The sequence below is a fragment of the Streptomyces sp. NPDC047028 genome (genome assembly GCF_040644095.1).
Lineage (GTDB): Bacteria > Actinomycetota > Actinomycetes > Streptomycetales > Streptomycetaceae > Streptomyces.
Map to the genome: position 1 here is coordinate 20,084 of NZ_JBEYVS010000006.1, position 25,606 is coordinate 45,689.

Below are 25,606 nucleotides of genomic sequence, written 5' to 3' on the forward strand. Positions count from 1 at the left end.
CGGTCAGCGGGTGAGCAGCGCGGGGGAACTCGCGTCGTGGACGAGCAGGCGCGGCTTCCCGGAGCCGTCGGCGGGGACGGACCACACGTCCCAGCCGCCGCCGTGCCGGGGCAGGCCGTACATCACCGTACGGCCGTCCAGCCAGGCCGCCTGGTCGTCCACGCCGCGCGGCTCCGCCAGCGGTGTCTCCCGCATCGTGGCCAGGTCCAGCGCGTACAGCCGCCACGGACGCCGCGCGCCGGCGCTCACCCGCTTCTTGAACACCAGCCGCCTGCCGTCCGGCGACAGCGACGGGCACTCCACGTTCCGCCGCAGGGTGCGCGCGGTCCACTGCTTGTAATCGCCCTTGACCAGGTACGTACGGCCCCCGGTGCGGACGGTGGCGTAGAAGGTGCTGTCGTCGGCGGCGAAGGTGACGCCCCAGTAGTTGACGTCGGCCGCTCGGTAGGGCCGGCCCTCCAGGGTCAGCGGGATGCCCTCGATGTTCGGCACCGTCCGGCCCGTGCGGGTGTCCAGGACGCCGGTGCGGGTGGAGAAGTCGTCGCGGAGGTAGGAGTCGCCGCGCACGAACATCGTCCAGGAGAGCATCCTCCCGTCGGCGGAGACCCGGGCCCGGTTGGGGAAGCCCTCGGTGCGCAGCCGGCGCAGCGTGCGCAGGTCCGGGTCGAGCGCGGTGACCTCGGTGCCGGGGACCGGCCCGGTGCGCTGCAGGCAGACACCGGTGCCGTGGGCGGCGTACACCCGGTCGCAGCGCAGCCGGCCCAGGGTGCGGGCGGCGCCGGGGTGGGCGGCCGGCACGGTGGCGATCCGGCCGAACCCGGCGCCGGGCGCGGTGTTGCGGAACAGCAGTCGGCCGGCCGTGTCGAGCCGGATCCGGCCGCCGGGCGCCGCGTCGTCGCTCTCGCGGGCGTGCCACACGTACCCGGTGGCGAGGGTGGCCGCCACCAGGACGGCGGCCAGCAGGGACACCAGGCGGGTCCGGGAGGTCATACGGCGTGCTCCTCGTCGCTGCGGTGGGGGACAGGGGTGGGCGGGCCCGGCGCGAGCTCCTGCTTCCACGGCAGGATCCACACCGCCAGGGCCAGGGCTGCGGCCAGTGCCGTCACGGCCAGTGCCAGCGCGGTGGTCAGGCCCCACAGGGTCCAGCAGGCGCCGAACAGCACCGAGGACGCCAGCGCCGACGCCGACTGCGCGGTCTGGATCAGGGACAGCCCGCCGGCCCGCAGCCGGGGCGGCACGAGCGGACCCACGGCCGCCATCAGCACCCCGTCCGTCGCCGCGTAGAACACCCCGTGCAGGGCTAGGACGACGGCCACGAGCGGCAGCCGGGCCGCCGGCGCGAGCAGCAGCAGACAGGCTGCGAGCAGGGCCAGGTGCCCGGCGGCGTAGACCCGCAACCGCCCGAACCGGTCGGCGATCCGGCCGAGCGGCACCGCGAGCAGCAGATAGGCGCCGGCCGTGCCGAGCGGCAGCAGCGGGAACAACTCCTCGGGTACGCCGAGCCGTTGCTGGAGCAGCAGATAGACGAACGAGTCGCCGAGCACCACCGCGCCGAGTACGACCGCCGCGAGCCCCACCCGCAGATAGGCGGGCCGGCGCAGCAGCCCGAGCACGTCCCGCAGACCCGCCGATCCCGGATCGCGCCGTTCCTCCTCCGCCGGCCGCTCCCGCACCAGCAGGCCGAGCATCACGACGCCGACGGCGGCGACGAGGAAACTCGTCACGAACACCGCGTCGTACCGGCCGGGGGTGAGCAGCAGCAGGCCGAACGCCACCAGCGGGCCGAGGAACGCGCCCGTGGTGTCCATCGCCCGGTGCACCCCGAAGGAGCGGCCCAGCGTGGCGGGCGTGCTGCTCAGCGAGATCAGTGCGTCCCGGGGCCCGGTGCGCAGCCCCTTGCCGGTACGGTCGGCGGCGATCACCGCGCCGAGCACCGGCACGGACGAACCGGCCGCGAGCAGGCCCAGTTTGCACACCGCGGACAGGGCGTAGCCGCCGCCCGCGACCAGTTTGCGGCGCCGGGTGCGGTCGGCCAACTGGCCCCCGGCCACCCGGACCAGGGCGGTCACACCGACGTACATGCCGTTCAGCGCGCCGAACTGCAGCGGGCTCAGGCCGAGCGTGAACATCACGTACATCGGCAGCACCGCGGTCACCATCTCCGAGGAGATGTCGGTGACCAGGCTGACCGAGCCGAGCGCGAGCACGGTGGGGGCGACGCCCCTCTTCCCGGCGCCGGGCGGCGACACGGGGGTCGCCGCCCGGCTGGACGATATGTACATCCGTCAGCCGTCGATCTCGTACGGGTCGCCGTAGACCTTCCAGCGCAGCGGCGGGTTCAGCTGGAGGTTTCCGTCGTCCAGGAACACGCGCTGCTCGGTGTCGACCCTGCTGGTGTCGCTGTGCGCCTCCTCCTGCTCCATGGCCCACTTGCGGGCGTCCAGGAAGGCGTTGAGGTACGTCACCTCGTCGCCGCCCTGGGCGGGGGTCTTCGCGTTCTTCATGGCCCGCGCGCGGATCCCGCCGAAGCTGGTGGAGTCGTCGCCGGGGCCGTGCATCACGATCGCGTCGTAGTAGATGAACTGCCCCAGTGTCCGCACCCCGTCGGCCTTGGCCTGCTTGACCGCCGGGTCGAAGTACACCCGGTCGCGCTCGTCGTCCTGGGCCTTGCGGAAGACGCTGTCGCCGGCGGCCTTGTGCCAGTCGCTGACGAAGGCAGAGCCGAGCCCCGCGTGGGAGTCGCTGCCGTTGACGTCCCTGAGCGCGGGCAGGTACTTGGCCAGGACGTTGCCGGGCTCCAGGTCGGTGTAGTGCTCGACGAGGTCGAGCATGTCACCGGTGCCGGAGCAGAACCCGATGATGCCCGCCGTGTAGCCGCGGCCGTCGCCGATGTCCTCGATGTAGGTGTACTGCGCCTTCCAGTCCAGCGAGGAGTTCTCCGCGCTGGAGACCAGCTCCATCGCGATCTCCTTCTCGGCGGGGTCGTTCAGGTCACCACTTGAGGTGGGCGGCGGTGGTGTGGTGGTGCCGCCGGTGCCGTACACCTGGAACTCGTAGAGCGAGTAGCCGTACGACGTGCCGCGCTGTGTGCCGTACATGCGCACGTAGCGGCCGTGCCCGTTCACCGTCAGGTCGTCGGTGCCGCCGTTGCCACCGGTCGTGGAGTACACGGTCGACCAGGTGGAGCCGTCCTGCGAGGTCTGGATCTTGTAGGCCTTGCCGTAGGCGGCCTCCCAGCTGAGTTTGACCCGGCTGATGTCGGTGTCGGCGCCCAGGTCGACCGAGATCCACTCCGGGTCGGAGCCCTCCTTGCTGGCCCAGCGGGTGCCGGAATCGCCGTCGACCGCCTTGGCGCCGGTGAGGCTGCTGCTCTCGGTGGAGGAGGTCTTCGTCGGCCGGTTCGCCGCCAGGTCGGTGCCGTCCGTGGGCGGAGTGGTGCCGCCGGTGTCCCAGATGTCGGTGAGCGGGTCGCGTTCGGCCGCCGAGCCCAGCGCCGGCAGCCCGTGCATGTCCTCCAGCGTCCGCAGCAGCGAGTACAGGTCGCCGCGCCTGGTCGAGGTGTAGCCCTGCTTGACGTGGGCGCCGACGATCACCGTGGGGATGTGGTTGACGTCGTCGTCGCTGTCGTCCTCGTCCCAGGTGACGACGAGCGCGCTGTTGTGCGTCTTCGCCCACTGGACGTAGCCGTCGAGGTTGTCGCGCAGCCAGTTGTCGCCCTCGCGCACGGTGCCGTCGTGCATGTCGTTGTCGAGGTTCGGGGTCACGAACGCGACGTCGGGCAGCTTGGCGTAGTCCGACGGGAAGCGGTCCATGCGCAGGTTGGAGGAGGCCGGGACGTTCTTGAAGTCCACCCAGCCGTTGTGCTTGCGCGCGTAGCCGCTGTCGCCGTCGTCGCCGCAGTCCTTCGAGCCGTCGGCCGGCAGGTCCTCCGAGTAGCCGGTGAACGAACCGCCGTGGGTGAGGAGCTGGTTGCCGAGGTTGTCGGAGGAGAAGTCGTGCGGGCAGTCGTCGTCGGCGACGCCGTGGGTGGAACCCGAGAACAGCGCCACGTAGTTGCCCTGGCTCGGGTGGGTGACGCCGTGGAAGTCCTTGAACGAAGCCCCCTGCTTTGCAAGGGAGTTGATGTAGGGAGCGGACGAGGAGTCCATGACGTCCTCGTAGTACTTGTTCTCCTCCATCACGACCACCACGTGGTCGAGGCGGGGGATGCCGCCGGCCGTCACGGAGGCGGCGCCGGGCGCCGGGTCGGCGGCGGCCGGGGACACGCCGGCCGCCGCGGTCAGGCCGAGCACGGTCAGCGCCATGCTGGTGCCGGCCGCCAGGGCGGCACGCCGCCCTGGCCGGGAGCGGAGCCGGGAACGGGAAGGCGTCATGCTGATCTCCTTGGAGAGGGGCGTGGAAAGGCCCTCGGGCAACAGAGGTGAGCAACGCCTGGGCGACTTGCGGCACGCAGTGGTCAGGTGCGCGCAACAGGCTGGAGGTGCGGCGCGTACGGCTGCACGGTGGACCGTGATCGGCGCCGTGCGGCGGCACGTGCTCGGTGACGCGGCATACGACCGCACGCGGCCGGGGCACCGGGCATCCGTGGAGCCGTGGATGCGGTGAGCGCGTCGGGTTCGGAACGTCCGCGCCAGGCCGCCGCTGGCATTGGTACGCCCCGGCGCGAGGCTCTGTCAACGGTGTGGACGGATCCCGTCCGCGGCCTTGACGGCCCGCCGTGACCTCCTTACTTTGCTCTGTTAGGAAAGTTTCCTAATCGCAGTTCACATCGCAGTCCCTGCCATGACGGAGTGGCGCGGGGGAGGGTGGGCCGGGCCGCGTGGCGACCGCGGCACGGCCCCCTCGTCCACCGCGCGGCTCCGTCGACTCCCCTGTGCGCCCCGCGCCGGGCTCTCCGCGGCTGCGGCCGGCCCCGGCTGTCCCCGGCCGCCTCCGGCTGTCCCCTGCCTCCCCTTCTTCCGCGCGCGCCCGCGCGTCCCGGTTTCGGCCGCTCTTGACGACTCTTCTCCTGCCCGAATACATTGCTTCCAGATAGCAGAAGTTAAATTCCGTATCGCGGAATTTAGAATCATCCGCAGCAACGGAGACTGTGCTCACCGCGGGGCGCGACGGGAGTACGCATCCGACAGCCGAAGCAGGAGTACTCGATGGCCCGTATGACCGCTGCCCGCGCGGCAGTTGAGATCCTCAAGCGCGAGGGCGTCACCGACGCCTTCGGTGTGCCCGGCGCGGCGATCAACCCGTTCTACAAGGCGCTGAAAGAGGGCGGCGGCATCAGCCACACCCTCGCCCGCCACGTCGAGGGCGCCTCCCACATGGCCGAGGGCTACACCCGCACCCGGCCGGGCAACATCGGCCTGTGCATCGGCACCTCGGGCCCCGCCGGCACCGACATGATCACCGGCCTGTACTCGGCCATCGGCGACTCCATCCCGATCCTGTGCATCACCGGCCAGGCGCCGACCTCCGTGATCCACAAGGAGGACTTCCAGGCCGTCGACATCGCCTCCATCGCCGCGCCGGTGACCAAGATGGCCGTCACCGTCCTGGAGGCCGCGCAGGTCCCCGGCGTTTTCCAGCAGGCCTTCCACCTGATGCGGTCCGGCCGCCCCGGCCCGGTCCTCATCGACCTGCCGATCGACGTCCAGACCACGGAGATCGAGTTCGACCCCGAGACGTACGCGCCGCTCCCGGTCTACAAGCCGGCCGCGACCCGCGCCCAGATCGAGAAGGCCATCTCCTTCCTGCTCGCCTCCGAGCGCCCGGTCCTCGTCGCCGGCGGCGGTGTCTTCAGCGCCGACGCCGCCGACCTGCTGGTCGAGTTCGCCGAGCTGACGCAGACCCCCGTCATCCCGACCCTGATGGGCTGGGGCGTGCTGCCCGACGACCACGAGCTGAACGCCGGCATGGTCGGCGTGCAGACCTCGCACCGCTACGGCAACGCCACCTTCCTGGAGTCGGACTTCGTCCTCGGCATCGGCAACCGCTGGGCCAACCGCCACACCGGCTACAAGCTCGACGTCTACCGCGGCGACCGCAAGTTCGTCCACGTCGACATCGAGCCCACCCAGATCGGCAAGATCTTCCCGCCGGACTACGGCGTCGTCTCCGACGCGAAGGCCGCGCTGGAGCTGTTCGTCGAGGTCGCCAAGGAGCTGAAGGCGGCCGGCAAGCTGCCCGACCGCGGCGCGTGGGTCGCCTCCACCCAGGAGCGCAAGGCCACGCTGCAGCGCCGTACGCATTTCGACAACGTGCCGATGAAGCCGCAGCGCGTGTACGAGGAGATGAACCGGGCCTTCGGTCCCGACACCCGGTACGTCACCACCATCGGCCTCTCCCAGATCGCCGGCGCGCAGATGCTGCACGTCTACAAGCCGCGTCACTGGATCAACTGCGGCCAGGCCGGCCCGCTCGGCTGGACGATCCCGGCCGCGATCGGCGTCGCCAAGGCCGACCCCGAGGCCCCGGTCGTCGCGCTCTCCGGCGACTACGACTTCCAGTTCATGATCGAGGAGCTGGCGGTCGCCGCGCACCACCGGATCCCTTACGTCCACGTCCTGGTGAACAACTCCTACCTGGGCCTGATCCGTCAGGCGCAGGCCGGCATGGGCATCAACTTCGAGGTCAACCTGGAGTTCGAGAACATCAACTCGCCGGAGATCGGCGTCTACGGTGTGGACCACGTCAAGGTCGCCGAGGGACTGGGCTGCAAGGCCATCCGGGTCACCGAGCCGGACCAGCTGGGTGCGGCCTTCGAGGAGGCCAAGAAGCTGGCCGAGGAGTACCGGGTGCCGGTCGTCGTCGAGGCGATCCTGGAGCGGATCACCAACATCGCGATGAGCAAGACGATGGACATCAGCGACATCTCCGAGTTCGAGGAGCTGGCCACCGAGCCCGGCCACGCGCCGACGGCCATCAAGCCGCTGAGGGTCTGACGAAGGTCTCACCGGCCTGACGCCGGCACGCCTGAGGGGCGGCCCGTCCACACGGACGGGCCGCCCCCGTTCGTGCTGTCCGCCTGTTCGCCCGTCCGCCTGTTCGCGGCGACCGCTCAGGGCCCCTGCGGCCGGTGGTCCGGCGGGTCTCTCGGTTCTGTCAGGTCCGGCCAGTCGTCCGCGCCGCCGCCCCGCCAGTCGATGAGGTCGCTCTCCTCGACCTCCACGCGGTCCAGGCCGGCCGCGCGGAGGAGGTCCACGACGTCGTCCAGGTGCCAGGTGAGCCCCAGGGTCACCCCGCCCTCGGTGACCCGGCGCGAGCCGTCCCGGGCCGGCGGGTGGACCACGATGTGCGGGTACGGCGTCAGGTGGGGGTGCGGGTGCGGGGTCGTGTCGCCCATGCCCCCAGCGTCCTGCGGAAGCGGCGGACGCGCACGCCGGGCCGGACCGCACCTCTGGAACCTTCCCGGGCCTTCCGGGGGCGGACACGACGAAGCGCCCCCTGGGCGGGGGCGCTTCGGTGTGAGGGCGGGGGAGGGAGGATGGTGGCCGTCCGACGGCGCGAGGCTGGGCGCGACAGGTCGTTCGCGCCGCCGGACGGCGTTCTCGGGGCCTCTCAGGAGGCAGGGGCTGGGACCGCGGTGGTCCGCGACGGAGCCGGGGGTCCTTCCCTCACGTCGGGAAGGGGCCCCGGTCCTTGACCACCGCACTGGCTCGCGGGCCGCCGCGGTCCTCGCCCTGCCCGCCGTACCGCCGATCACCCCTCATCCGGATCGGTCGGCGGCGGGTCGTACGCGTCCGGTCCCCGGCCTCCCCGCCGGGTCCCGGACGCAGCCCGGGGGTGCTCAGTCCTCGCGCAGCGCGCGGACCGCTTCCTCCACGCGCTTGCCGTACTCGGGGTCGGCGGCGTGGAAGTGGGCCAGGTTCTTCTCGACGACGTCGTTGCGGGAGACCTGCGAGAGGCCGCCGGCGATGGTCGCGACCAGACGCGACCGCTCCTCCGCGGACATCACCCGGTACAGCTCACCGGCCTGGAAGAAGTGGTCGTCCTTGGTGTGCAGCGGGGCCTCGTGGGTGCCGGAGTGACCGTGCACCGCGATCGGCGCCGACAGCGGGCGGCCGGTCTCGACGGGGCCGTCGTAGGAGTTCGGCTCGTAGTTCTTGGCGTGCCGGCCCTGGGAGTTGGACGCCAGGTAGCCGTCACGGCCGTAGTTGCTGGCGCCTCCCGGAACGGCCTTCGGGGCGTTCACCGCGAGCTGGGTGTGGTTGACGCCCAGGCGGTAGCGGTGGGCGTCGGCGTAGGCGAACATGCGGCCCTGGAGCATCTTGTCCGGCGACGGGCCGATGCCCGGCACGAAGTTGTTCGGGGAGAACGCGGCCTGCTCGACCTCGGCGAACACGTTGTCCGGGTTGCGGTCCAGCACCAGGCGACCCACCCGCTGGAGCGGGTAGTCCTTGTGCGGCCACACCTTCGTCACGTCGAACGGGTTGAAGCGGTAGTCCGCCGCCTGCTCCGCCGGCATCAGCTGGACGTACAGCGTCCACGACGGGAACACACCGCGCTCGATGGCCTGGAGCAGGTCCGTCTGGTGCGAGTTGGGGTCCTTGCCGGCCAGCTCGGCGGCCTCGTCACCGTTCAGGCAGCGGATGCCCTGGTTCGTCTTGAAGTGGTACTTGACGAAGAAGGCCTCGCCCTTGGCGTTCGTCCACTGGTAGGTGTGGGAGCCGAAACCGTCCATGTGGCGGTACGACGCCGGGATGCCGCGGTCACCCATCACCCAGGTCACCTGGTGCGTGGCCTCGGGGGAGTGGGCCCAGAAGTCCCAGACGTTGTCCTGCTCGGTCTTGCCGGTGAACGGGTCGCGCTTCTGCGAGTGGATGAAGTCGGGGAACTTCAGCGGGTCCTTGATGAAGAAGACCGGCGTGTTGTTGCCGACGAGGTCGTAGTTGCCCTCCTCGGTGTAGAACTTCACCGCGAAGCCGCGCGGGTCGCGGACCGCGTCCGCGCCGCCGAGGTTGTCCGCGACGGTGGAGAAGCGCGCGAACACCTCGGTGCGCTTGCCCACGGTGCTCAGGAAGTCGGCGTGCGTGAAGCCGCTGACGTCGTCCGTCACCTCGAAGTGGCCGTACGCGCCGGAGCCACGGGCGTGCACCACGCGCTCCGGGATGCGCTCGCGGTTGAAGCGCGCCAGCTTCTCCAGGAGGTGCTGGTCCTGGAGGAGGAGCGGACCGCCGGCGCCGGCGGAGGCGGAGTTCTGGTTGTCGGCGACCGGGGCGCCGGACTCTGTCGTGAGCACGCGCTTCGACATCGTGGACCTTCCGTGCGGGGGCACTTGCGTGCGAGATTCAGCGGAAAACTGTTTCCGCTTGGTGGAGCTCAGAAGTGGAGCCTAGAAGTGGGGCGATCGAGACGTCAACAATTTGTTGAAGTTGATTCCGGGCGGCGCCGGCGCCTGGGCGCGACAGGACAGGTGTCAGCGCCGGCACCGCCCGGAAGTTCAGGAGGCCGGTGCCTCAGAGCTGGGCGCCGGAGAGGCGCTCCACGGCACGAAGCAGCGCCGAGTGGTCCAGGCCGCCGTCACCTTGCGCGCGCAGCGAGGCGACCAGCTGGGCGACCACGGCGCCGACCGGCAGGGCGGCGCCCACGTTGCGGGCGGCGTCGGTCACGATGCCCATGTCCTTGTGGTGCAGGTCGATGCGGAAGCCCGGCTTGAAGTCGCGGTTGAGGAAGTTGTCCTTCTTGCGCGTCAGCACGGTCGAGCCCGCGAGGCCGCCGTTGAGGACGTCCAGCGCGGCCTGCAGGTCCACGCCCGACTTCTCCAGGAAGACCACGGCCTCGGCGCACGCCTGGATGTTCACGGCGACGATCAGCTGGTTGGCGGCCTTCACGGTCTGGCCGGAGCCGTGCGGGCCGCACAGCACGATGGTCTTGCCCAGCGCGTCGAAGATCGGCTTGGCCAGGTCGAAGTCGGCCCGGTCGCCACCGACCATGATCGACAGTACGGCCTCGATCGCGCCGGCCTCGCCGCCGGACACCGGGGCGTCCAGCACGCGGATGCCCTTGTCCTTCGCGGCCTTCGCGAGGTCGATGGAGGTCTGCGGGGTGATCGAGGACATGTCGATCAGCAGCGCGCCACGCTTGGCGTTCTCCAGGATGCCCTCGGGGCCGTAGGAGATGGCCTCGACGTGCGGGGAGGCGGGCACCATGGTGACGACCACGTCGGCGTCGCGCACGGCCTCGGCGATGGAGGCGGCGGCCGTACCGCCGGCGGCGGCCAGGCGGTCCAGCTTGTCCTGCTCCAGGGTGAAGCCGGTGACCTGGTAGCCGGCCTTGATCAGGTTCTCGGACATGGGGGAGCCCATGATGCCGAGGCCGATCCATGCAATCGCCGGGCGGGTCGGGTGGGAGGAATTCGTAAGGTTGCTCATGATGGGGGTACCTCTCTACTGCCTTGCAAAGTCAGGGTGTTCAGCGCGCGGCGCGGGCCTCGCGCGGGAGCCAGCCGAAGGCCTCGGCGCTCGGGCGGTCGCCGGCCTTGTACTCCAGGCCGACCCAGCCGTCGTATCCGGCCTTCTTCAGCTGGTCGAGCAGCTCCTCCAGCGGGAGCGAGCCCGTGCCGGGGGCGCCGCGGCCCGGGTTGTCGGCGATCTGTACGTGCCCGGTCTTCGCCGCGTACTGTTCGATGACCGACGCGACGTCCTCGCCGTTCATCGACAGGTGGTACAGGTCCATCAGGAACTTCGCGTTCCCGAGGCCCGTCGCCGCGTTGACCTTGTCCACGATCTCGACGGCCTTGGGCGCGCTCACGATCGGGCACTTGGGCGACTCGGGCTGGTTCAGCGCCTCGATCAGCAGGATCGCGCCGATCCGGTCGGCGGCCCGGGCCGCGAGAGCCATGTTCTCCAGGGCGAGCGCGTCCTGCTCGGCCGGGTCCACGCCGTCGACGCGGTTGCCGTAGAGCGCGTTGAGCGCCGTGCAGCCGAGGGACTGCGCGAAGTCCGCGGCCACGTCGATGTTGGCGCGGAACCTCTCCGACTCCTCACCGGGGATCGACAGGGCACCGCGGTCGGGGCCCGGCAGCTGCCCGGCGTAGAAGTTCAGCCCGGTGAGCTGGACGCCCGCGTCCTCGATCGCCTTCTTCAGGGCGTCGAGCTCGGACTGCTCGGGGGTGGGGGAGTCGACCCAGGGCCACCACAGCTCGACCGCCGTGAAGCCCGCCGCGGCGGCGGCCGCGGGGCGCTCCAGGAGCGGGAGTTCCGTGAAGAGGATCGACAGGTTGACGTTGAAGCGCTGGTCTGCAAATCCCATTCGGGTCGCGCTCCCTTCCGTAGGTTCGTTTTCCGTAATCCGGAAGTTCGTTTCTGCGTAATGGAAGATTGCCGTCGGGTGCCGCCGCTTGTCAAGAGGGGTCCGTCCCGGGCCGGGGGGTGTGCCCCGGGGGGCTGCCCGAAAATCGGTGCCGCGCGTTAGGTTGTGCGCGTGCGATTGAGAGTGGAGTTCACGACCGAACCCTTCGACCTGGACGAGGCGCCGGCCCATGCCCTGGCGGCCCGCCGGGTGATCGAGGCGGCCGAGCTTGACGCGGTGGACGTCGGCCCGTTCGGGAACACGGCCGAGGGCGGCGCGGACCGCGTGCTCGCCGCCGTGGACGCGCTGCTGCGCGAGTCCCTGGAGGCCGGCGCCACCCGGATCTCGCTCCAGGTCAACGTGCTCGGGGAGGGTGACCGGTGAACGGGGAGGAGCCGTTCATCACGGCCGTGAAGCCGCTGGTCGACGCCATGGGCGGGGAGTTCCTGCCGCCCGACGAGGCCGGTCCCGAGGACGTCGTCCTCGCCTGGGCGGGCAGCGACGTGGTCGCCGTGCGCCTGCCCCAGCTCGCGGACTCCCTCGACCACATCCTGGCCGCCATGGAGCGCCGCCAGGGCCGGCCGCTGGCCGACCTGGACCGCAAGGCCAAGCAGGAGGTCGTACGGATACTGGAGGCGCGCGGCGCCTTCTCCGTACGGCACGGCGTCGAAACCGTAGCCGGCGCCCTGGGCGTCAGCCGCTTCACGGTCTACAACTACTTGAACCGAGACAAAGAGTCCTGAGGCGCCTGCGTCTGCCGCCCCGGCCGGGGCCCCGTAGACCGCACGCCGAGCGGGCGCCTGATCCGCTCCGGGTCGCGAGAGTGCCCGGCGTGCGGGCGGCTCGTGAGGGGTCCGCCGCGTGCGGGCGGCTCGTGGGTGGTCCGCGCCGCCGGTGTGGCGTCCCGCGGTGTCGCCCGGCCGAGGGTTCCCCGGGTGGCGGTCGCGTCCGGGTGGTGGGGTCGGCGTCGCGGGTGCGTCCCCGGGGTCCGGTGCGCCGCGGCCCGCCCGCGCCGACGGGTGTGCGGGCGTTGCCGGTCCCCGCCCAGGCCCTCGGTGCGGACGACGGCGAGGTCCCGCGCCGCCGGCGTGCCGGAGGGGCGGCTCTCGGTGCCGGAGGCCGTTCGCTGTGGGCCGGGGTCCGGTGAGGCCGGTGGCCTGTCGCGGTGGGCCGAGGGTCCGGGCCGCGGAGGTTCCTCGGCCGGGCGGCGGTTGTCCGGCTGCTGAGACCGGGCGACGGCAGCGCGGGAATTTTCAACAAAGTGTTGACGTGGTGTTTCCGAGGGCGTTAGCTATCCGCAGCCCGTTCAGCACGAAGGCCCATCGCGGCCACGGAGGCTCCCGTGACGTCGATTTCCACGCCCCCGGGCCTGGCCCGGTTCAACACCCTGGAGGACCACGCGGCACGCGCCGCCCTCCACGAGGCGTGCGCCTCCACCGAGTGGGCCCGGCGGCTGCTCGCCGAGCGGCCGTACGCCACCGCCGAGGACCTGTACGCCGCGAGCGACGCCGCCATGGCCGAGCTGACCACCGCGGACCTCGAGGAAGCGATGGCCGGCCACCCGCCGATCGGCCGCCCCAAGCCCGGCGACCCGACCTCCTCCCGCGAGCAGGCGGGGATGGCCGGCGCCTCCGCGGACCTCAAGGCGGAGATGCTCGAACTCAACCTGGCCTACCAGGAGAAGTTCGGCCATGTCTTCCTCATCTGCGCCACCGGCCGGACCGGCGAGCAGATGCGCGACGCGGTGAAGGAGCGGATCGGCAACTCGCCCGAGCAGGAGCGGGAGACGGTCCGCACCGAGCTGGGCAGGATCAACCGTATCCGCCTGGCCCGACTCGTCGAAGAGGACGCCTGACACCATGAGCACCAGCACCACCGCCTCCGTGTCCACCCACATCCTGGACACCTCCGTCGGCCGCCCCGCCGAGGGCGTCGCCATCCAGCTCTTCGCCCGCAGTGGGCAGAGCGCCGGCTGGCAGGCGCTCGGCGGCTCCGCGACCGACGCCGACGGCCGGTGCAAGGACCTGCCGGCACTGCCGGAGGGCACCACACACGTACGGCTCGAGTTCGACACCGAGACGTACTTCGCAAAGAAGCAAGCCGCGGCCCAGCAGGACGCCCCCGCGCTCCGGGACAGCGAGAACGGCCGGCCGGTGTTCTTCCCCGAGGTGACCATCGCCTTCGCGGTGGTACCCGGCGAGCACTACCACGTTCCGCTGCTGCTCAACCCGTTCGGCTACTCCGTTTACCGAGGGAGCTGACCGACACCATGACCCGTTTCGTCCTGGGACAGAACCAGTACGGCAAGGCCGAGAACCGCGTCGTCAAGATCGTGCGTGACGGCGACACGCACCACATCAAGGACCTGAACGTCTCCGTCGCGCTGTCCGGCGACATGGAGGAGGTCCACCGCAGCGGTTCCAACGCCAACGTCCTGCCGACCGACACCACGAAGAACACCGTGTTCGCCTTCGCCAAGGAGCACGGCATCGAGAGCTCCGAGGCCTTCGGCGTCGCGCTCGCCCGCCACTTCGTGGACGACACCGAGCCCATCCAGCGGGCCCGCATCCGCGTCGAGGAGTACACCTGGGAGCGGATCGAGACCTCCCAGTCCGGCGCCCGCTTCGTCGGCTCCGACGAGATCGCCCACTCCTTCGTCCGCAAGGGCCAGGAGACCCGCGTCGCCCAGGTCACCTACGACGGCCACGGCATCCAGGTCCTCTCCGGCTTCAAGGACCTGACCGTCCTGAACTCGACCAACTCCGAGTTCTTCGGCTTCCTGAAGGACAAGTACACCACCCTGAAGGAGGACTACGACCGTATCCTCGCCACCACCGTCTCCACCTGGTGGCGGCACAACTGGGACGGCGTCGACTCCCACGCCCCGGACTGGGACCGCTCCTACAACGGTGTGCGCAAGCACGCGCTGCAGGCGTTCGCCGAGACCTACTCGTACTCCCTCCAGCAGACCCTCTTCGAGATGGGTGTGCGGGTGCTGAACTCCCGTGACGAGGTCGACGAGATCCGCTTCTCGATGCCCAACAAGCACCACTTCCGCTCGGACCTGTCGCCCTTCGGGATCGACAACGAGGCCAAGGACGGCGCCGTGTACTACGCCGCCGACCGCCCCTACGGCCTGATCGAGGCCACCATCCTGCGGGACGGCGCCGAGCAGCTCATCCCGGTCGACATGACCAACCTCTGAGTCTCACCGCTCTCGGCACCCGCGGCCGGTGAGCCCCGCTCCCCGGCCGCGGTACTCAAGACTCGTGAGGTCCTGTGTGCCCTCCCCCTTGAGTCCACCGAGCGAAAAGGACGAACCATGGCAGCAGCCCAGCGCATCGTCATCGAGAACTGCTCGATCGCGACGGTCGACGCCGACGACACCGGACACGCCTCCGGTCACGTCGTCATCGCCGGCAACCGCATCGAGGCGGTCGGCGCGGGCAGGGCCCCCGAGGGCCTGGCCGACGTCGTACGCCGCATCGACGCCACCGGTCACCTCGTGACCCCCGGCCTGGTCAACACCCACCACCACTTCTCCCAGTGGATCACCCGGGGGCTGGCCACCGACCACAACCTCTTCGACTGGCTCGTCGCGCTCTACCCGACCTGGGCCCGCATCGACGAGCAGATGGTGTACGCGGCGGCCCAGGGCTCGCTCGCCATGATGGCCCGCGGCGGTGTCACCACCGCCATGGACCACCACTACGTCTTCCCCCGGGGCTGCGGAGACCTCTCCGGCGCGATCATCCGCGCCGCCAGTGAGATGGGCGTCCGCTTCACCCTCGCCCGCGGCTCCATGGACCGCGGTGCGTCGGACGGCGGACTCCCCCCGGACTTCGCCGTGGAGAGCCTCGACGACGCCCTGGCCGCCACAGAGGCCACCGTGAAGCGGCACCACGACGCCTCGGCCGACGCGATGACCCAGGTCGCCGTCGCACCCTGCTCCCCGTTCTCGGTCAGCACCGAACTACTCCGGCAGGGCGCCGAACTCGCCCGCCGCCTGGGCGTACGGCTGCACACCCACGGTTCGGAGACGGTGGAGGAGGAGAAGTTCTGCCACGAGCAGTTCGGCATGGGCCCGACCGACTACTTCGAGTCCACCGGCTGGCTCGGCGAGGACGTGTGGATGGCGCACTGCGTCCACATGAACGACTCCGACATCGCGGCCTTCGCCCGCACCGGCACCGGCGTCGCGCACTGCCCCTCGTCCAACGCCCGCCTCGCCGCCGGCATCGCCCGCGTCCCCGACCTGCTGAAGGCCGGCGTACCGGTCGGCCTCGGCGTCGACGGCACCGCCTCCAACGAGTCCGGTGAACTCCACACCGAACTGCGCAACGCCCTGCTGATCAACCGCCTCGGCGCCCACCGCGAGGCCGCGCTGAACGCCCGGCAGGCACTGCGGCTCGGCACCTACGGCGGCGCCCGGGTGCTCGGCCGGGCGGCCGACACGGGCTCGCTGGAGCCGGGCAAGCTCGCCGACCTGGTGCTGTGGAAGCTGGACACGCTCGCCCACGCGTCCATCGCCGACCCGGTGACCGCGCTGGTGTTCGGCGCGGCCGCCCCCGTCACCGCCTCCTTCGTGGGCGGCCGGCAGATCGTCGAGAACGGACGACTGCTGACCGTCGACGAGGATGCCGTCGCCCGCTCCACGCGGGCCGAGGCCCAGCGCCTGGCGCACATCGCGCACCAGGCCTGAGCCACCGCTGACTCCGGCCGGGAGGGACGGCTCCCGGTCGGCAGCCGTGGACCCGAGCGGGGTCCACGGCGGCCGTCTCCGGGACGCGCGTGCGAGCGCGCGTCCCGGAACGGTCTCCGTTCCCCGGCCCGCCGGCTTCCCCGAGCCGCCGCGTGCCACCCGGTCCCGCACGACCGCACGCACCACCTCCAAGAAACCCGCGTCAGAGCCGACGTGTTTAACCGACCGGAGGAACCGCCGTGTCCGCCAGCCCCGTCGACGAGACACCCGTCCACCCCCAAGGGATCCATCCCGTGGACGAGAAACTCCCCGCCCTGAAGATGGCGACCAGCGGCCTGCAGCACGTGGCCGCCATGTACGCGGGAGTCGTCGCCCCACCCCTGATCGTCGGCGCGGCCGTGGGCCTGTCCGCCACCGACCTCACCTTCCTCACCGGCGCCTGCCTGTTCACCGCCGGCCTCGCCACCTTCCTGCAGACCCTCGGCATCTGGAAGATCGGCGCCCGCCTGCCCTTCGTCAACGGCGTCACCTTCGCCGGCGTCGCCCCCATGACGGCCATCGTCGCCTCCGCCAAGGACAAGTCCGACGCCCTGCCGATGATCTTCGGCGCGGTCATCGTGGCCGGTCTCCTCGGCTTCCTCGCCGCCCCCGTGTTCTGCAAGGCGATCCGCTTCTTCCCGCCTGTCGTCACCGGTACGGTCATCACCCTGATCGGCGTCTCCCTCCTCCCGGTCGCCTTCGCCTGGGCCCAGGGACCCGACCCCGCGGCCCACGACTACGGCTCCGGGACCTACCTCGGCCTCGCCGCCGCCACCCTGGTGATCGTGCTGCTGCTGCGCCGTTTCACCCGGGGCTTCGTCAAGCAGATCGCCGTCCTGCTCGGCATGATCGCCGGCACGGTGCTCGCGATACCGTTCGGCGCCGTCGACTTCGACGCCGTCACCCACGCCGACGTGGTCGGCTTCCCCACCCCGTTCCACTTCGGCGCCCCGCAGTTCCACATCGCCGCGATCCTGTCGATGTGCGTGGTGATGGTCGTCTCGATGACCGAGTCCACCGCCGACATGCTGGCCCTCGGCGAGGTCGTCGAACGCCCCTCGGACGAGCGGACCATCGCGGCCGGCCTGCGCGCCGACACCCTTGGCTCCGCCCTCAGCCCGCTGTTCAACGGGTTCATGTGCAGCGCCTTCGCGCAGAACATCGGCCTGGTCGCCATGACCCGGATCCGCAGCCGCTTCGTCGTCGCCTTCGGCGGCGGCTTCCTGGTCCTCATGGGCCTGTGCCCGATGGCCGCGTCACTGATCGCCGTCGTGCCCCGGCCGGTTCTCGGCGGCGCCGGCGTCGTCCTGTTCGGCTCGGTCGCCGCGAGCGGCATCCAGACCCTGGTCCGGGCCGGTCTGCACAAGGACGACAACATCATGATCGTCGCCGTCTCCCTCGCCGTGGGCATCATCCCCATCACGGCCCCGGAGTTCTACCAGGCCTTCCCCGACACCGCGAAGATCGTCCTCGACTCCGGGATCTCCACCGGCTGCGTCACCGCGGTCGTGCTGAACGTGCTCTTCAACCACCTGGGGCGCGGCAGGCAGACCGAGGAGGTCGCCCACCCGATGGAGTCGGGTGAGGAACTGGCTCCCGCGCACTGACCCCTCCGCCCTCGTGGGGCGGCCGGCGGCCCGGGGGTACGGCGCGTACGCCGCCGTACCCCCGGGCCCTGTCGTCACAGGCCGAACAGGGCCGGATCGGTGGCCAGTTCCTTGAACACGGCCGATGGATCGTCGACCAGTTTGCGGGCCGTGAGGTCCAGGATCCCGCCCACCGCGGTGATCTCCGCCGCGACCGTCCCGTCGGCCTTGCGGACGCTCTGCACCATGCGGAACGTCTTGCCGCCGCCCCACTCGAACGCGCAGGTCACGTCGACCTCGTCGCCCGCGAGCAGTTCACGCCGGTAGCGGATCGTCGTCTCCAGCGCCACCGGGCCCACGCCCTGCCCGATCAGCCGCGCCTGGCTCACCCCGGCAGCATGCAGCAGCGACCAGCGGGCGTGCTCCGCGTAGTTCAGGTACACCGCCTGGTTGAGGTGGCCCTGCACATCGGTCTCGTACCCGCGGACGGTCACGCGGACGGAAAACGGCTCGCTCACGACTTCCCCTTCGGTTCGTGGACGCACTGGTCACGATGTTCTGATCATGAAGTTCTGATCAACCGATCCTGACACGCCGGCCGCACCCGCCGTACTTCGCAGCCGGCGCGCCTCACACCCGGCGCGGTGAGGCCAGCAGGTAGCGGACCGCCGTGCGCGGTTCCGTGCAGACGCCGGCCTGCCAGCCGGCCCCCTCCAGCGTGGCCGCGCACGCCCGCAGCGTCTCCTCGTCCGGCCCGTACACGGCGACCGCCTCCGGCTGCGGGGTCGCCCGCACCCGGTAGCCGTCGGAGCCGCCGGCACCCGCCGGCCGGTGCCCGGCCGCCTCCAGGGCGAGCGCGGCCGACCGCACCAGGTGCGCCCGCTCCCAGCCGCACGGCCGGTCCACGGAGCCGTCGGGGTTCGTCATCCGGCGCATCTCCAGCAGCCCCTGCCAGGCGCTGTGCACCTCGCGCTGCCGGGCCGGCCCCGGCTCCGGGGCGTCCTCCTCGCCGCCGGCCCGGGCCGTGAAGACCCCGGCGTCCGGTGCGGCGGCCTCCTGTGGAGCGTCCGACTCCGGCTCCGCCGCCCGTATGCGATGACCCGCCGGGGTGAGGAAGTGGTCGTGCGGCGGTCTCGGATGCCGGAAGGCGAGGCCCCGCTTCACCAGTGCCGCCAGCTGGGCCGGAGTGGCCCGCAGCCGGCCGGTCACCGGATCCGCGGCGTCGATCACCCGCCGCTGCACGGCACTCGCGGGTCGGCTCATGGCGTGCCCCCTCCGGCACCTCGACATCCCGGCCGCCCGGAGAGCGGCCCACCCGAAGACTACGACCGGGCTCTGACAGCGGCGTCCGCCGACGGCGTCCACCGTCCCGTGGGGTCAGCGTTCACCCGCGGGGCCGGCGCTCAGTCGTTCGGGCGGATGTTCCAGCCCGCCACCACCGGGCGTCCGTGTTCCGTGCCGAGCCGGCAGAGGGTGCCCGTCTCCAGCTGGAAGAGGGCGCCGTCGTGTGCGGGCAGGCCGAGGCGGCGGGCGGTGAGCACGCGGAGGAAGTGCCCGTGGGCGACGAGCAGGACGCCCTTCTCGGCGCCCGCCAGGGCCGTCTCGACCCCGGCCAGGACCCGGTCGGCGCGCTCCCCGACCTGCTCGGGCGTCTCCCCGGGGTGGTCCGGCGGGCCCGGCGCGACCCCGTCCGTGAACAGGAACCAGGCGGGCCGCTCCCGCTGGATCTCGACGGTGGTGACGCCCTCGTAGCCGCCGTAGTCCCATTCGCGCAGGTCGGCGTCGACCTTCGCGTCCGGGACGCCGATCAGTTCCGCGGTCTCCCGCGCGCGCCGCAGCGGGCTGACGTACGCGGCGCCGAGCGGGAGGGACCGGATCAGCGGCGCCAGGCCCCGGGCCTGCTCCCGCCCGTGGTCGGTGAGGGGCACGTCGGTGCTCCCGGTGTGCCGTCCGGAGCGGGACCACTCGGTCTCGCCGTGCCGGACGAGAAACAGGTCACCCACGTCAGCGCCCTTCCCGCTCGCTTGTCAGCACCAGCGATCTTCGCACAGGGCGGCCGGTCGCGCGCTCGGCGGCTCTCACTGCCGGTACCCGCCGAGGAACCGGCCGATGCGGCCGATCGCCGCCTCCAGGTCGTCGGCGTGGGGCAGGGTGAGGACGCGGAAGTGGTCGGGGGAGGGCCAGTTGAAGCCGGTTCCCTGCACCACCTGGATCTTCTCGCGGAGCAGGAGGTCCAGGACGAACTTCTCGTCGTCGTGGATCGGGTGCACCTTCGGGTCGATGCGCGGGAAGGCGTACAGCGCGCCCTTCGGCTTCACGCAGGACACGCCCGGGATCTCGTTCAGCTTCTCCCAGGCCACGTTCCGCTGCTCGTACAGCCTGCCGCCCGGCGCGGTCAGTTCGCGCACGGACTGGCGGCCGCCGAGCGCGGCCTGGATGGCGTACTGCGCGGGCGCGTTGGCGCACAGCCGCATGGAGGCCAGCATGGTGAGGCCCTCCAGGTAGTCCCGGGCGTGCTGCTTCGGGCCGGTCACCACCAGCCAGCCGGACCGGAAGCCGGCCACCCGGTAGGTCTTGGAGAGGCCGCAGAAGGTGAGGACCACCAGGTCGGGGGCGAGCGCGGCCGTCGAATGGTGCACGGCGTCGTCGTAGAGGATCTGGTCGTAGATCTCGTCGGCGAAGACCATGAGGCCGTGGCGCCGGGCGAGGTCGAGGATGCCCTCCAGGACCTCCTTGGGGTAGACGGCACCGGTCGGGTTGTTCGGGTTGATGATCACGACGGCCTTCGTGCGGTCCGTGATCTTCGCGGCCATGTCGTCCAGGTCCGGGTACCACTCGGCCTGTTCGTCGCAGAGGTAGTGCACGGCCTTGCCGCCGGCGAGGGTCGTCACGGCCGTCCACAGGGGGAAGTCCGGGGCGGGGACGAGGATTTCGTCTCCGTCCTCGACCAGCGCCTGTACGGCCATGGAGACCAGCTCGGAGACGCCGTTGCCGAGGAAGACGTCGTCGACGTCGACCTCCAGGCCGAGCGTCTGGTAGCGCTGGGCGACGGCGCGGCGGGCGGAGAGGACGCCGCGCGAGTCCGTGTAGCCGTGCGCCTGCGGGAGCATCCGGATCATGTCCTGGAGGATCTCCTCCGGCGCCTCGAAGCCGAAGGCCGCGGGGTTGCCGGTGTTCAGGCGCAGCACGCTGTGCCCGGCCTCCTCCAGCGCGTTGGCGTGCTCGATCACCGGGCCGCGGATCTCGTAACAGACCTCGCTGAGCTTGTTCGACTGCCGGAACTCCATGCGCCCCTCCGGAAACTCGTGTTGCTTGGTTTTACCAAGTTGGAGCTTGGAAAGTCCAACAACTTGTCTAGACTGCGTCGCATGTCACCACGTCGCAGCTACGACCAGTACTGTTCCGCCGCCCGCGCGCTCGACCTCGTCGGCGACCGCTGGACGCTGCTGATCGTCCGTGAACTGCTGGCCGGGCCGCGCCGGTACACGGACCTGCACGCGGACCTCCCGGGTGTCAGCACCGACGTGCTCGCCTCGCGGCTGAAGGACATGGAACGGGACGGTCTGGCCACCCGCCGCCGGCTATCGCCGCCCGGCGCGGCCTACGTCTACGAACTCACCGATCTTGGGCGCGAGTTGCTGCCTGTGCTGCAGACGCTGGGAAAGTGGGGCGAGGCCGAACTGGGCGCCCGGCGCCCCACCGACGCGGTCCGCGCCCACTGGTTCGCGCTGCCGCTGCTGCGGGCCCTGGAGGGGGAGGGGGTGGTCGAAGTCGAGCTGGAGGAGGGGGTGTTCCACGTGCGCGCCGGCGCGGACACCGGGCCGGTCTACGGCGAGGGCCCGGCTCCCGCCGAGCCGGACGCGCGTCTCCGCCTGGACGCGCCCACCTGCGAGGCCCTCGCCCAGGGTCGGTTGTCCCTGCGGGCCGCGGTGCACGCCGGGCGGGCGACCGTGACCGGAGACAGCCCCCTCGCGAAGTCCCTGCGCCAGGACTGAAGCGCCGCCGCCCGGTGCGCACTCCGACTGCGGGCCGTACCTGGCTGGTCGCGCAGTTCCCCGCGTCCCTTCGGGGCGCTTCCAGCCGGCCGAGCCCGTCCCCCGCCCGGGTCTGTTTCCTCGGCCGGCTTTCCAGTTCGCCGAGTCGGGTGGGTGGGTGGGAGACGCAGGAAGGCCCGCCGGGCGACGGGCCTTCGCGCTACGAGGACGCCGGCCGCCGCCCCGTCCCACGGGTCAGTGCATACCCGCCGACTCCGGCGAGAGCCGCCAGCGCCCCGCCGACGGCGGTCCACACCCACCGGTCGGACCACCACCCCGAGGTCCACCCGTCCTTCGGCTCCGTACTCGACAGCACCGCGGACCCGGAGTCGTCCGACGCCACCGCGATCCCCGGCACCAGCGGCTTCGCCAGCGAGCCGTCGACCGCCGCCGCCCCGCCGATGTCCTTGGAGTCGACCCGGACCTGCGCGCTGACCGGCTTGCCGAGGTCCGCCGAACCCAGCTCGACCGAGGTCAGCCGGATGTAGTACGTACCCGGCAACGGATCGTCGGCCCACGGCTCCGACCACGCCCGAACCGTCCGCAGCACACACGCCAACTCGACGCCGACCGTGCCCTGTTCCGCGGTCCGTGTGGCCGACCCGTACTGACAGGACTGCCGGCGCCGCAGACCGTCGTACACGTCGATCTGCCAGCTCTGCGCGCCGTGCGTGTCCGGCAGCTTGACCGTTGCCCTGACGGTGGGCCGCTGTCCCGCGTCCGCCGGGAACGCCCAGTACAGGTAGTCACCCGTCGACCCGGAGGCCGTCGCGTCCTGCCCCTGCTCGATCTCCGTCGCCGTACGGAAGGACGTGCCCGCCTGGGTGGGAGCCTTGCCGTCGTCCGACGCGCTCGGGGAGGGCGAGGGGCCGGCGGCGGCCGGTCCGGCCGCGAGCCCGAGCGCCAGCAGCACACCGGCCACGGCGCCCAGCTTACGTGTCGTTCGCATCAGTTGGTCCTCCAGACCGCGACCCGCCAGCGTGACAGCCAGCCCCACAGCAGACCGGCGACGAAGCCCGTGAGCACCAGCGCCCCCAGCAGCCACCAGCCCCGCCCGAGCCCGAACGCGGCCACGTCGCTCGCCCGGTGCGGCCCGCCGACGACGTCGACGGTCAGCTCCAGCGGCATCCCGGGCGTGGTCTTCACGCCCGGCGCGGCCGAGAAGGACTGGGTGATCTGGAGGCACACGGTCTCCGCGGGGGCGTTGTCGTCGTCGCTCGCCGGCCTCGGGTAGCGAAGACCCGTGGAGATCATGTCCGTACGGCCGTTGCCGGCGGCCTCACCGCGCACGATCTCCCGGCCTTGCACGGTCACCGCCCGCAGCAGCAGCCCGTAGTCGGGGTTCACGGCCCGGTCGGCCGCCACGCTGACCCCGGCGCGCAGCTCCTGGCCGGCGTCGACGTCCACCTTGTACCAACGCTGCTGCCCGAACCCCACGTGGTCCGTGTAGAGCCCGGACTTCAGGGCCGGCGCCTTCGCGCACTGCGCCGCGCCCTCGGTGGCCACCGGCGTCACGACGGGATCGGCCGCCCGGTCCACCAACTGGCCGACACGGTCGCTGAGTTCTTCCTTGTGCCGTACGTCCGTGTACGTGCCGCCGGTCGCGTCCGCGATGCAGCTCAGCTGGTCGCGGGTCTTCGCGTCCGGCACCAGGCCGAGGGTGTCGATGGTCAGCCCGATGCCCTTGGCGGCTATCTCGCGGGCCACCTCACAGGGGTCCAGCGGCTGACAGGTGTCCTCGCCGTCGCTGATCAGGACGATCCGGCGGGTGCCGTCGCCACCGTTCAGGTCGTCCGCGGCCTTCAGCAGTGCCGGACCGATCGGCGTCCAGCCGGTCGGGGTCAGCGTGGCCACGGCCGTCTTCGCCTCGGTCCGGTCCAGCGGGCCGACCGGGTACAGCCGCGCGGTGTCCTTGCAGCCCTCCTTGCGGTCGTTGCCCCGGTAGTCGGCGCCGAGCGTGCGGATGCCGAGCTGGACCTCCTCGGGCGTCGCGTCGAGCACCTCGTCGAACGCCTGCTTGGCCGCCGCCATCCGGCTCTCGCCGTCGATGTCCCGGGCGCGCATCGAACCGCTGACGTCCAGCACGAGTTCGACCTTGGGCGCGGGTTCGTCCGTCTCGTCGGCGACCGCCTGGCCGGGGAAGGAGATCCCGGCCGCCAGGGCGGCGAGCAGGGCACAGACGCCCGCCGCCAGCCGTTGTCTTCTGATCATCGGCGGATCCTATTGATCCAGGGCGCCGGGCTCCAAAACGAGCGGGTTCGGCAGCGCCGCCCACTGGTCCCCGGGAGTCTCCGGGGAGAGGCGCATCAGCGTCAACGCCTTGGCCGGGATGGGGGATCGGCGCAGCTCGCTCAGGTCCGGAGTGCACGGAACGTCCGGTACGGCGGCCGCCAGCGCGGCCCCCAGCGCCGGGCCCGAACCTGCCGTCGCCGCGAGCGATCCCGCCACCAGTGAGCCGAACAGCTTGCGGCGCAGGGCCTGTTCGTCGTCCGTGACCAGCCGGCCGGTCAGCGCGGGCGGGGTGATGCCGTGCCGGACCAGCCGGGCCGGGCTGATCCGGATGTCGGCGAGGTCCCGGTACACCAGCCGCAGCGGAGTGCCGTCCGCCGCCAGGACCACCAGCAGGTTCTGGCCGTGCGCCTCCAGGGCCACCCCGAGGTCCAGCAGCCGCAGGCCCACCGTGAGCGCCAGCCGGGTGAACGCGGCCGGCCAGCCGGGGGAGCCGGGCAGACCGGTGCCGGGAAGCGCGGCCACCGGCACCACCCGCTCCCCCGAGCCCGCGTAGACCTCAGGTGACTCCCGCAGCAGCGCCGCGAGGTCGGGGGAGCCGTCGGTGACGGCGCCGAGCGTCCGCGTCACGTGCAGCAGCCCGTCCGTGCGCGCCGCCAGTTCCGTCGCGAACGACGACAGGACCGCCGCCGCCTCGATCGAGTACGCGGAGATGTCCCGCACCGAGGAGGTCAGCCGGGCACTCAGCGCCGTCTTCACGTGCGGACCGCCGGGCAGGGCGAGCGTGCGCAGCGACATCAGCGGGTGCGCGGCGCGCCACGGGTCGTACGACCGCTTGAGCACGTGCGCCGCCTGCCACGGATGCACCGGGATCAACAGCCGCTCCCCGTCCCGGAGTTCCTCCGGCCACGTCCCCGACACCAGACACCGTGCGGCCGGCACCGCGACCGTGCCCAGCTCCACCAGCGGGCCGTGCTCCGGGCCGTACGCCAGCTGCTCGGCCACCGAGAAGCCGGGCCGGGAACGGCAGTTGGGGTGGAACGGGTGGCCGTCGGTCACCCGCTGCTCCCACTCCCAGTCCCGCGCGGGCCACTCCTTCGAGTGATCCGCCCCGGCCCGCGAGAGCGCCAGCGAGGCGACACTGTGGGCGAGTTCGGCCGCGAAACCCGTCGCGTGCGGCACGCCGAGGTCCGTCATGAGGTGCACCGGATCGTCGTAGCGCTCCCGGCCGAGCCGGACGGCGGGGGTGTACGCCGTGGTCGCGTACGGGTCCGCCGGCGGCCCGTGCAGCACCCGGCCGTCGGCGAGCCGCAGGGCGAGGCTGTGCGCGCCCCGCGTCCTGCGGTCGATCCAGGGCAGCGGCTCATGCGCGAGCGCCCGCCACAGCCGGCTCAGCACGGCCGCGCGGGCACCGGGCAGCACCTGGCGGTACCGGGGCAGCAGGGCGGGCCGGACGGCGGCCAGCTCCTCGGCGAGGGACGCCTCGGCGGTGGCGGAACGGGACACGGTCGGCTCCTCGGGGACGGGCGGCTCGGGGCACCATGGCGGCGACGACCGCCATACTGATCGTGACCGGAGACGACCCGCGTACGAAAGGATCCTCGTACGAACGGCTCGCCGCGATGGGGCCCGGTAGGACGACTGGCCGAGAGTGGCCGTGCCGGAACGACCGGGCCGGAACGACCGGGCCGGAACGATCGGACGAGAGCGGCCGGACGAGGACCCGACATCGG

At 71.8% G+C, this 25,606-nt stretch carries 22 protein-coding genes and 2 pseudogenes; 9 read left to right on the forward strand and 15 right to left on the reverse strand.

All coding sequences use genetic code 11. The annotated features are described in order from the left end of the window. Positions 1-3 precede the first annotated feature (3 nt). From ABZ854_RS07590 to ABZ854_RS07605, 4 genes and pseudogenes are all read right to left on the reverse strand, one after another. A complete protein-coding gene (locus ABZ854_RS07590) occupies positions 4-990 on the reverse strand; it encodes a hypothetical protein (protein ID WP_361205799.1) in 987 nt (328 codons plus the stop codon). Further along, complete coding sequence (locus ABZ854_RS07595; protein WP_361205801.1) at positions 987-2,282, reverse strand: MFS transporter; 1,296 nt, start codon at positions 2,280-2,282, stop codon at positions 987-989. Before ABZ854_RS07595 ends, ABZ854_RS07590 begins: the two co-directional genes overlap by 4 nt. A 3-nt stretch (positions 2,283-2,285) precedes the next feature. After that, positions 2,286-2,990: pseudogene (locus ABZ854_RS07600) on the reverse strand (chitosanase); the annotation flags it as partial. Between the two features lie 72 nt (positions 2,991-3,062). Next, positions 3,063-4,373, reverse strand: a pseudogene (locus ABZ854_RS07605) (alkaline phosphatase family protein); the annotation flags it as partial. A gap of 774 nt (positions 4,374-5,147) precedes the next feature. On the opposite strand from ABZ854_RS07605, the gene gcl reads away from it, so the two are divergent. Continuing rightward, on the forward strand, positions 5,148-6,935 hold the full coding sequence (gene gcl, locus ABZ854_RS07610) for a glyoxylate carboligase (protein WP_361205804.1): 1,788 nt from the start codon (positions 5,148-5,150) through the stop codon (positions 6,933-6,935). Between the two features lie 116 nt (positions 6,936-7,051). Here the strand turns inward: gcl and ABZ854_RS07615 are convergent, their stop codons facing one another. The 4 genes from ABZ854_RS07615 to ABZ854_RS07630 form a co-directional block, all read right to left on the reverse strand. Beyond that, positions 7,052-7,336, reverse strand: a complete 285-nt coding sequence (locus tag ABZ854_RS07615; protein WP_361205806.1) for a hypothetical protein — start codon at positions 7,334-7,336, stop codon at positions 7,052-7,054. A gap of 444 nt (positions 7,337-7,780) precedes the next feature. Beyond that, positions 7,781-9,244 carry a catalase gene (locus ABZ854_RS07620; protein ID WP_361205809.1) on the reverse strand — a complete coding sequence of 488 codons (1,464 nt, stop codon included), beginning with the start codon at positions 9,242-9,244 and terminating at the stop codon, positions 7,781-7,783. A 205-nt stretch (positions 9,245-9,449) separates the two neighbouring features. Next, positions 9,450-10,364 (reverse strand): 2-hydroxy-3-oxopropionate reductase, encoded by a 915-nt coding sequence (locus tag ABZ854_RS07625; protein WP_361205812.1) that lies wholly within the window; start codon positions 10,362-10,364, stop codon positions 9,450-9,452. A gap of 40 nt (positions 10,365-10,404) precedes the next feature. Beyond that, positions 10,405-11,244: a TIM barrel protein gene (locus tag ABZ854_RS07630; protein WP_361205815.1), complete on the reverse strand. Its 840-nt coding sequence runs from the start codon at positions 11,242-11,244 to the stop codon at positions 10,405-10,407. A 171-nt stretch (positions 11,245-11,415) separates the two neighbouring features. Between ABZ854_RS07630 and ABZ854_RS07635 the strand changes: the two genes are divergently transcribed. The 7 genes from ABZ854_RS07635 to ABZ854_RS07665 all read left to right on the forward strand — a co-directional run bounded on the left by ABZ854_RS07635 (position 11,416) and on the right by ABZ854_RS07665 (position 17,631). Continuing rightward, positions 11,416-11,667 (forward strand): hypothetical protein, encoded by a 252-nt coding sequence (locus ABZ854_RS07635; RefSeq protein WP_361205818.1) that lies wholly within the window; start codon positions 11,416-11,418, stop codon positions 11,665-11,667. A 47-nt stretch (positions 11,668-11,714) separates the two neighbouring features. Then, on the forward strand, positions 11,715-12,026 hold the full coding sequence (locus ABZ854_RS07640) for a helix-turn-helix domain-containing protein (RefSeq protein ID WP_361206295.1): 312 nt from the start codon (positions 11,715-11,717) through the stop codon (positions 12,024-12,026). 599 nt (positions 12,027-12,625) lie between these two features. Continuing rightward, a complete protein-coding gene (gene uraD, locus ABZ854_RS07645) occupies positions 12,626-13,138 on the forward strand; it encodes a 2-oxo-4-hydroxy-4-carboxy-5-ureidoimidazoline decarboxylase (RefSeq protein WP_361205821.1) in 513 nt (170 codons plus the stop codon). A gap of 4 nt (positions 13,139-13,142) precedes the next feature. After that, entirely contained in the window at positions 13,143-13,544 is a 402-nt protein-coding gene (gene uraH / locus ABZ854_RS07650; protein ID WP_361205824.1) for a hydroxyisourate hydrolase, read from the forward strand. 8 nt (positions 13,545-13,552) lie between these two features. Beyond that, positions 13,553-14,488, forward strand: a complete 936-nt coding sequence (gene pucL, locus ABZ854_RS07655) for a factor-independent urate hydroxylase (protein ID WP_361205827.1) — start codon at positions 13,553-13,555, stop codon at positions 14,486-14,488. A gap of 117 nt (positions 14,489-14,605) precedes the next feature. Then, positions 14,606-15,985 (forward strand): 8-oxoguanine deaminase, encoded by a 1,380-nt coding sequence (locus ABZ854_RS07660; protein WP_361205830.1) that lies wholly within the window; start codon positions 14,606-14,608, stop codon positions 15,983-15,985. 239 nt (positions 15,986-16,224) lie between these two features. Continuing rightward, a complete protein-coding gene (locus ABZ854_RS07665; protein ID WP_361205833.1) occupies positions 16,225-17,631 on the forward strand; it encodes a nucleobase:cation symporter-2 family protein in 1,407 nt (468 codons plus the stop codon). A 74-nt stretch (positions 17,632-17,705) separates the two neighbouring features. Here the strand turns inward: ABZ854_RS07665 and ABZ854_RS07670 are convergent, their stop codons facing one another. The 4 genes from ABZ854_RS07670 to ABZ854_RS07685 all read right to left on the reverse strand — a co-directional run bounded on the left by ABZ854_RS07670 (position 17,706) and on the right by ABZ854_RS07685 (position 20,897). Next, positions 17,706-18,128, reverse strand: a complete 423-nt coding sequence (locus ABZ854_RS07670) for an acyl-CoA thioesterase (protein WP_361205835.1) — start codon at positions 18,126-18,128, stop codon at positions 17,706-17,708. A gap of 112 nt (positions 18,129-18,240) precedes the next feature. Beyond that, positions 18,241-18,873 (reverse strand): hypothetical protein, encoded by a 633-nt coding sequence (locus tag ABZ854_RS07675; RefSeq protein ID WP_361205838.1) that lies wholly within the window; start codon positions 18,871-18,873, stop codon positions 18,241-18,243. 140 nt (positions 18,874-19,013) lie between these two features. After that, entirely contained in the window at positions 19,014-19,613 is a 600-nt protein-coding gene (locus ABZ854_RS07680; RefSeq protein ID WP_361205840.1) for a histidine phosphatase family protein, read from the reverse strand. A 75-nt stretch (positions 19,614-19,688) separates the two neighbouring features. Further along, a complete protein-coding gene (locus ABZ854_RS07685; protein ID WP_361205843.1) occupies positions 19,689-20,897 on the reverse strand; it encodes a pyridoxal phosphate-dependent aminotransferase in 1,209 nt (402 codons plus the stop codon). An 81-nt stretch (positions 20,898-20,978) separates the two neighbouring features. Between ABZ854_RS07685 and ABZ854_RS07690 the strand changes: the two genes are divergently transcribed. Then, positions 20,979-21,605 (forward strand): winged helix-turn-helix transcriptional regulator, encoded by a 627-nt coding sequence (locus tag ABZ854_RS07690; RefSeq protein ID WP_361205846.1) that lies wholly within the window; start codon positions 20,979-20,981, stop codon positions 21,603-21,605. A 199-nt stretch (positions 21,606-21,804) separates the two neighbouring features. Here ABZ854_RS07690 and ABZ854_RS07695 read toward each other — a convergent pair whose 3' ends face one another. From ABZ854_RS07695 to ABZ854_RS07705, 3 genes are read right to left on the reverse strand one after another with little or no spacing between them, the layout of a single operon-like run. Then, positions 21,805-22,593 carry a hypothetical protein gene (locus ABZ854_RS07695; RefSeq protein WP_361205849.1) on the reverse strand — a complete coding sequence of 263 codons (789 nt, stop codon included), beginning with the start codon at positions 22,591-22,593 and terminating at the stop codon, positions 21,805-21,807. Next, positions 22,593-23,855: a VWA domain-containing protein gene (locus ABZ854_RS07700; protein ID WP_361205852.1), complete on the reverse strand. Its 1,263-nt coding sequence runs from the start codon at positions 23,853-23,855 to the stop codon at positions 22,593-22,595. The genes ABZ854_RS07695 and ABZ854_RS07700 overlap by 1 nt, the downstream gene beginning before the upstream one ends. A gap of 9 nt (positions 23,856-23,864) precedes the next feature. After that, positions 23,865-25,379: an IucA/IucC family protein gene (locus ABZ854_RS07705; RefSeq protein WP_361205854.1), complete on the reverse strand. Its 1,515-nt coding sequence runs from the start codon at positions 25,377-25,379 to the stop codon at positions 23,865-23,867. Positions 25,380-25,606 lie beyond the last annotated feature (227 nt).

Bases quoted from the DNA above. Each gene is read 5' to 3' on its own strand.
- ABZ854_RS07590 (WP_361205799.1), bottom strand. From the start codon at position 990: ATGACCTCCCGGACCCGCCTGGTGTCCCTGCTGGCCGCCGTCCTGGTG.
- ABZ854_RS07595 (WP_361205801.1), bottom strand. From the start codon at position 2,282: ATGTACATATCGTCCAGCCGGGCGGCGACCCCCGTGTCGCCGCCCGGC.
- gcl (WP_361205804.1), top strand. From the start codon at position 5,148: ATGGCCCGTATGACCGCTGCCCGCGCGGCAGTTGAGATCCTCAAGCGC.
- ABZ854_RS07615 (WP_361205806.1), bottom strand. From the start codon at position 7,336: ATGGGCGACACGACCCCGCACCCGCACCCCCACCTGACGCCGTACCCG.
- ABZ854_RS07620 (WP_361205809.1), bottom strand. From the start codon at position 9,244: ATGTCGAAGCGCGTGCTCACGACAGAGTCCGGCGCCCCGGTCGCCGAC.
- ABZ854_RS07625 (WP_361205812.1), bottom strand. From the start codon at position 10,364: ATGAGCAACCTTACGAATTCCTCCCACCCGACCCGCCCGGCGATTGCA.
- ABZ854_RS07630 (WP_361205815.1), bottom strand. From the start codon at position 11,244: ATGGGATTTGCAGACCAGCGCTTCAACGTCAACCTGTCGATCCTCTTC.
- ABZ854_RS07640 (WP_361206295.1), top strand. From the start codon at position 11,715: ATGGGCGGGGAGTTCCTGCCGCCCGACGAGGCCGGTCCCGAGGACGTC.
- uraH (WP_361205824.1), top strand. From the start codon at position 13,143: ATGAGCACCAGCACCACCGCCTCCGTGTCCACCCACATCCTGGACACC.
- pucL (WP_361205827.1), top strand. From the start codon at position 13,553: ATGACCCGTTTCGTCCTGGGACAGAACCAGTACGGCAAGGCCGAGAAC.
- ABZ854_RS07660 (WP_361205830.1), top strand. From the start codon at position 14,606: ATGGCAGCAGCCCAGCGCATCGTCATCGAGAACTGCTCGATCGCGACG.
- ABZ854_RS07675 (WP_361205838.1), bottom strand. From the start codon at position 18,873: ATGAGCCGACCCGCGAGTGCCGTGCAGCGGCGGGTGATCGACGCCGCG.
- ABZ854_RS07685 (WP_361205843.1), bottom strand. From the start codon at position 20,897: ATGGAGTTCCGGCAGTCGAACAAGCTCAGCGAGGTCTGTTACGAGATC.
- ABZ854_RS07690 (WP_361205846.1), top strand. From the start codon at position 20,979: ATGTCACCACGTCGCAGCTACGACCAGTACTGTTCCGCCGCCCGCGCG.
- ABZ854_RS07695 (WP_361205849.1), bottom strand. From the start codon at position 22,593: ATGCGAACGACACGTAAGCTGGGCGCCGTGGCCGGTGTGCTGCTGGCG.
- ABZ854_RS07700 (WP_361205852.1), bottom strand. From the start codon at position 23,855: ATGATCAGAAGACAACGGCTGGCGGCGGGCGTCTGTGCCCTGCTCGCC.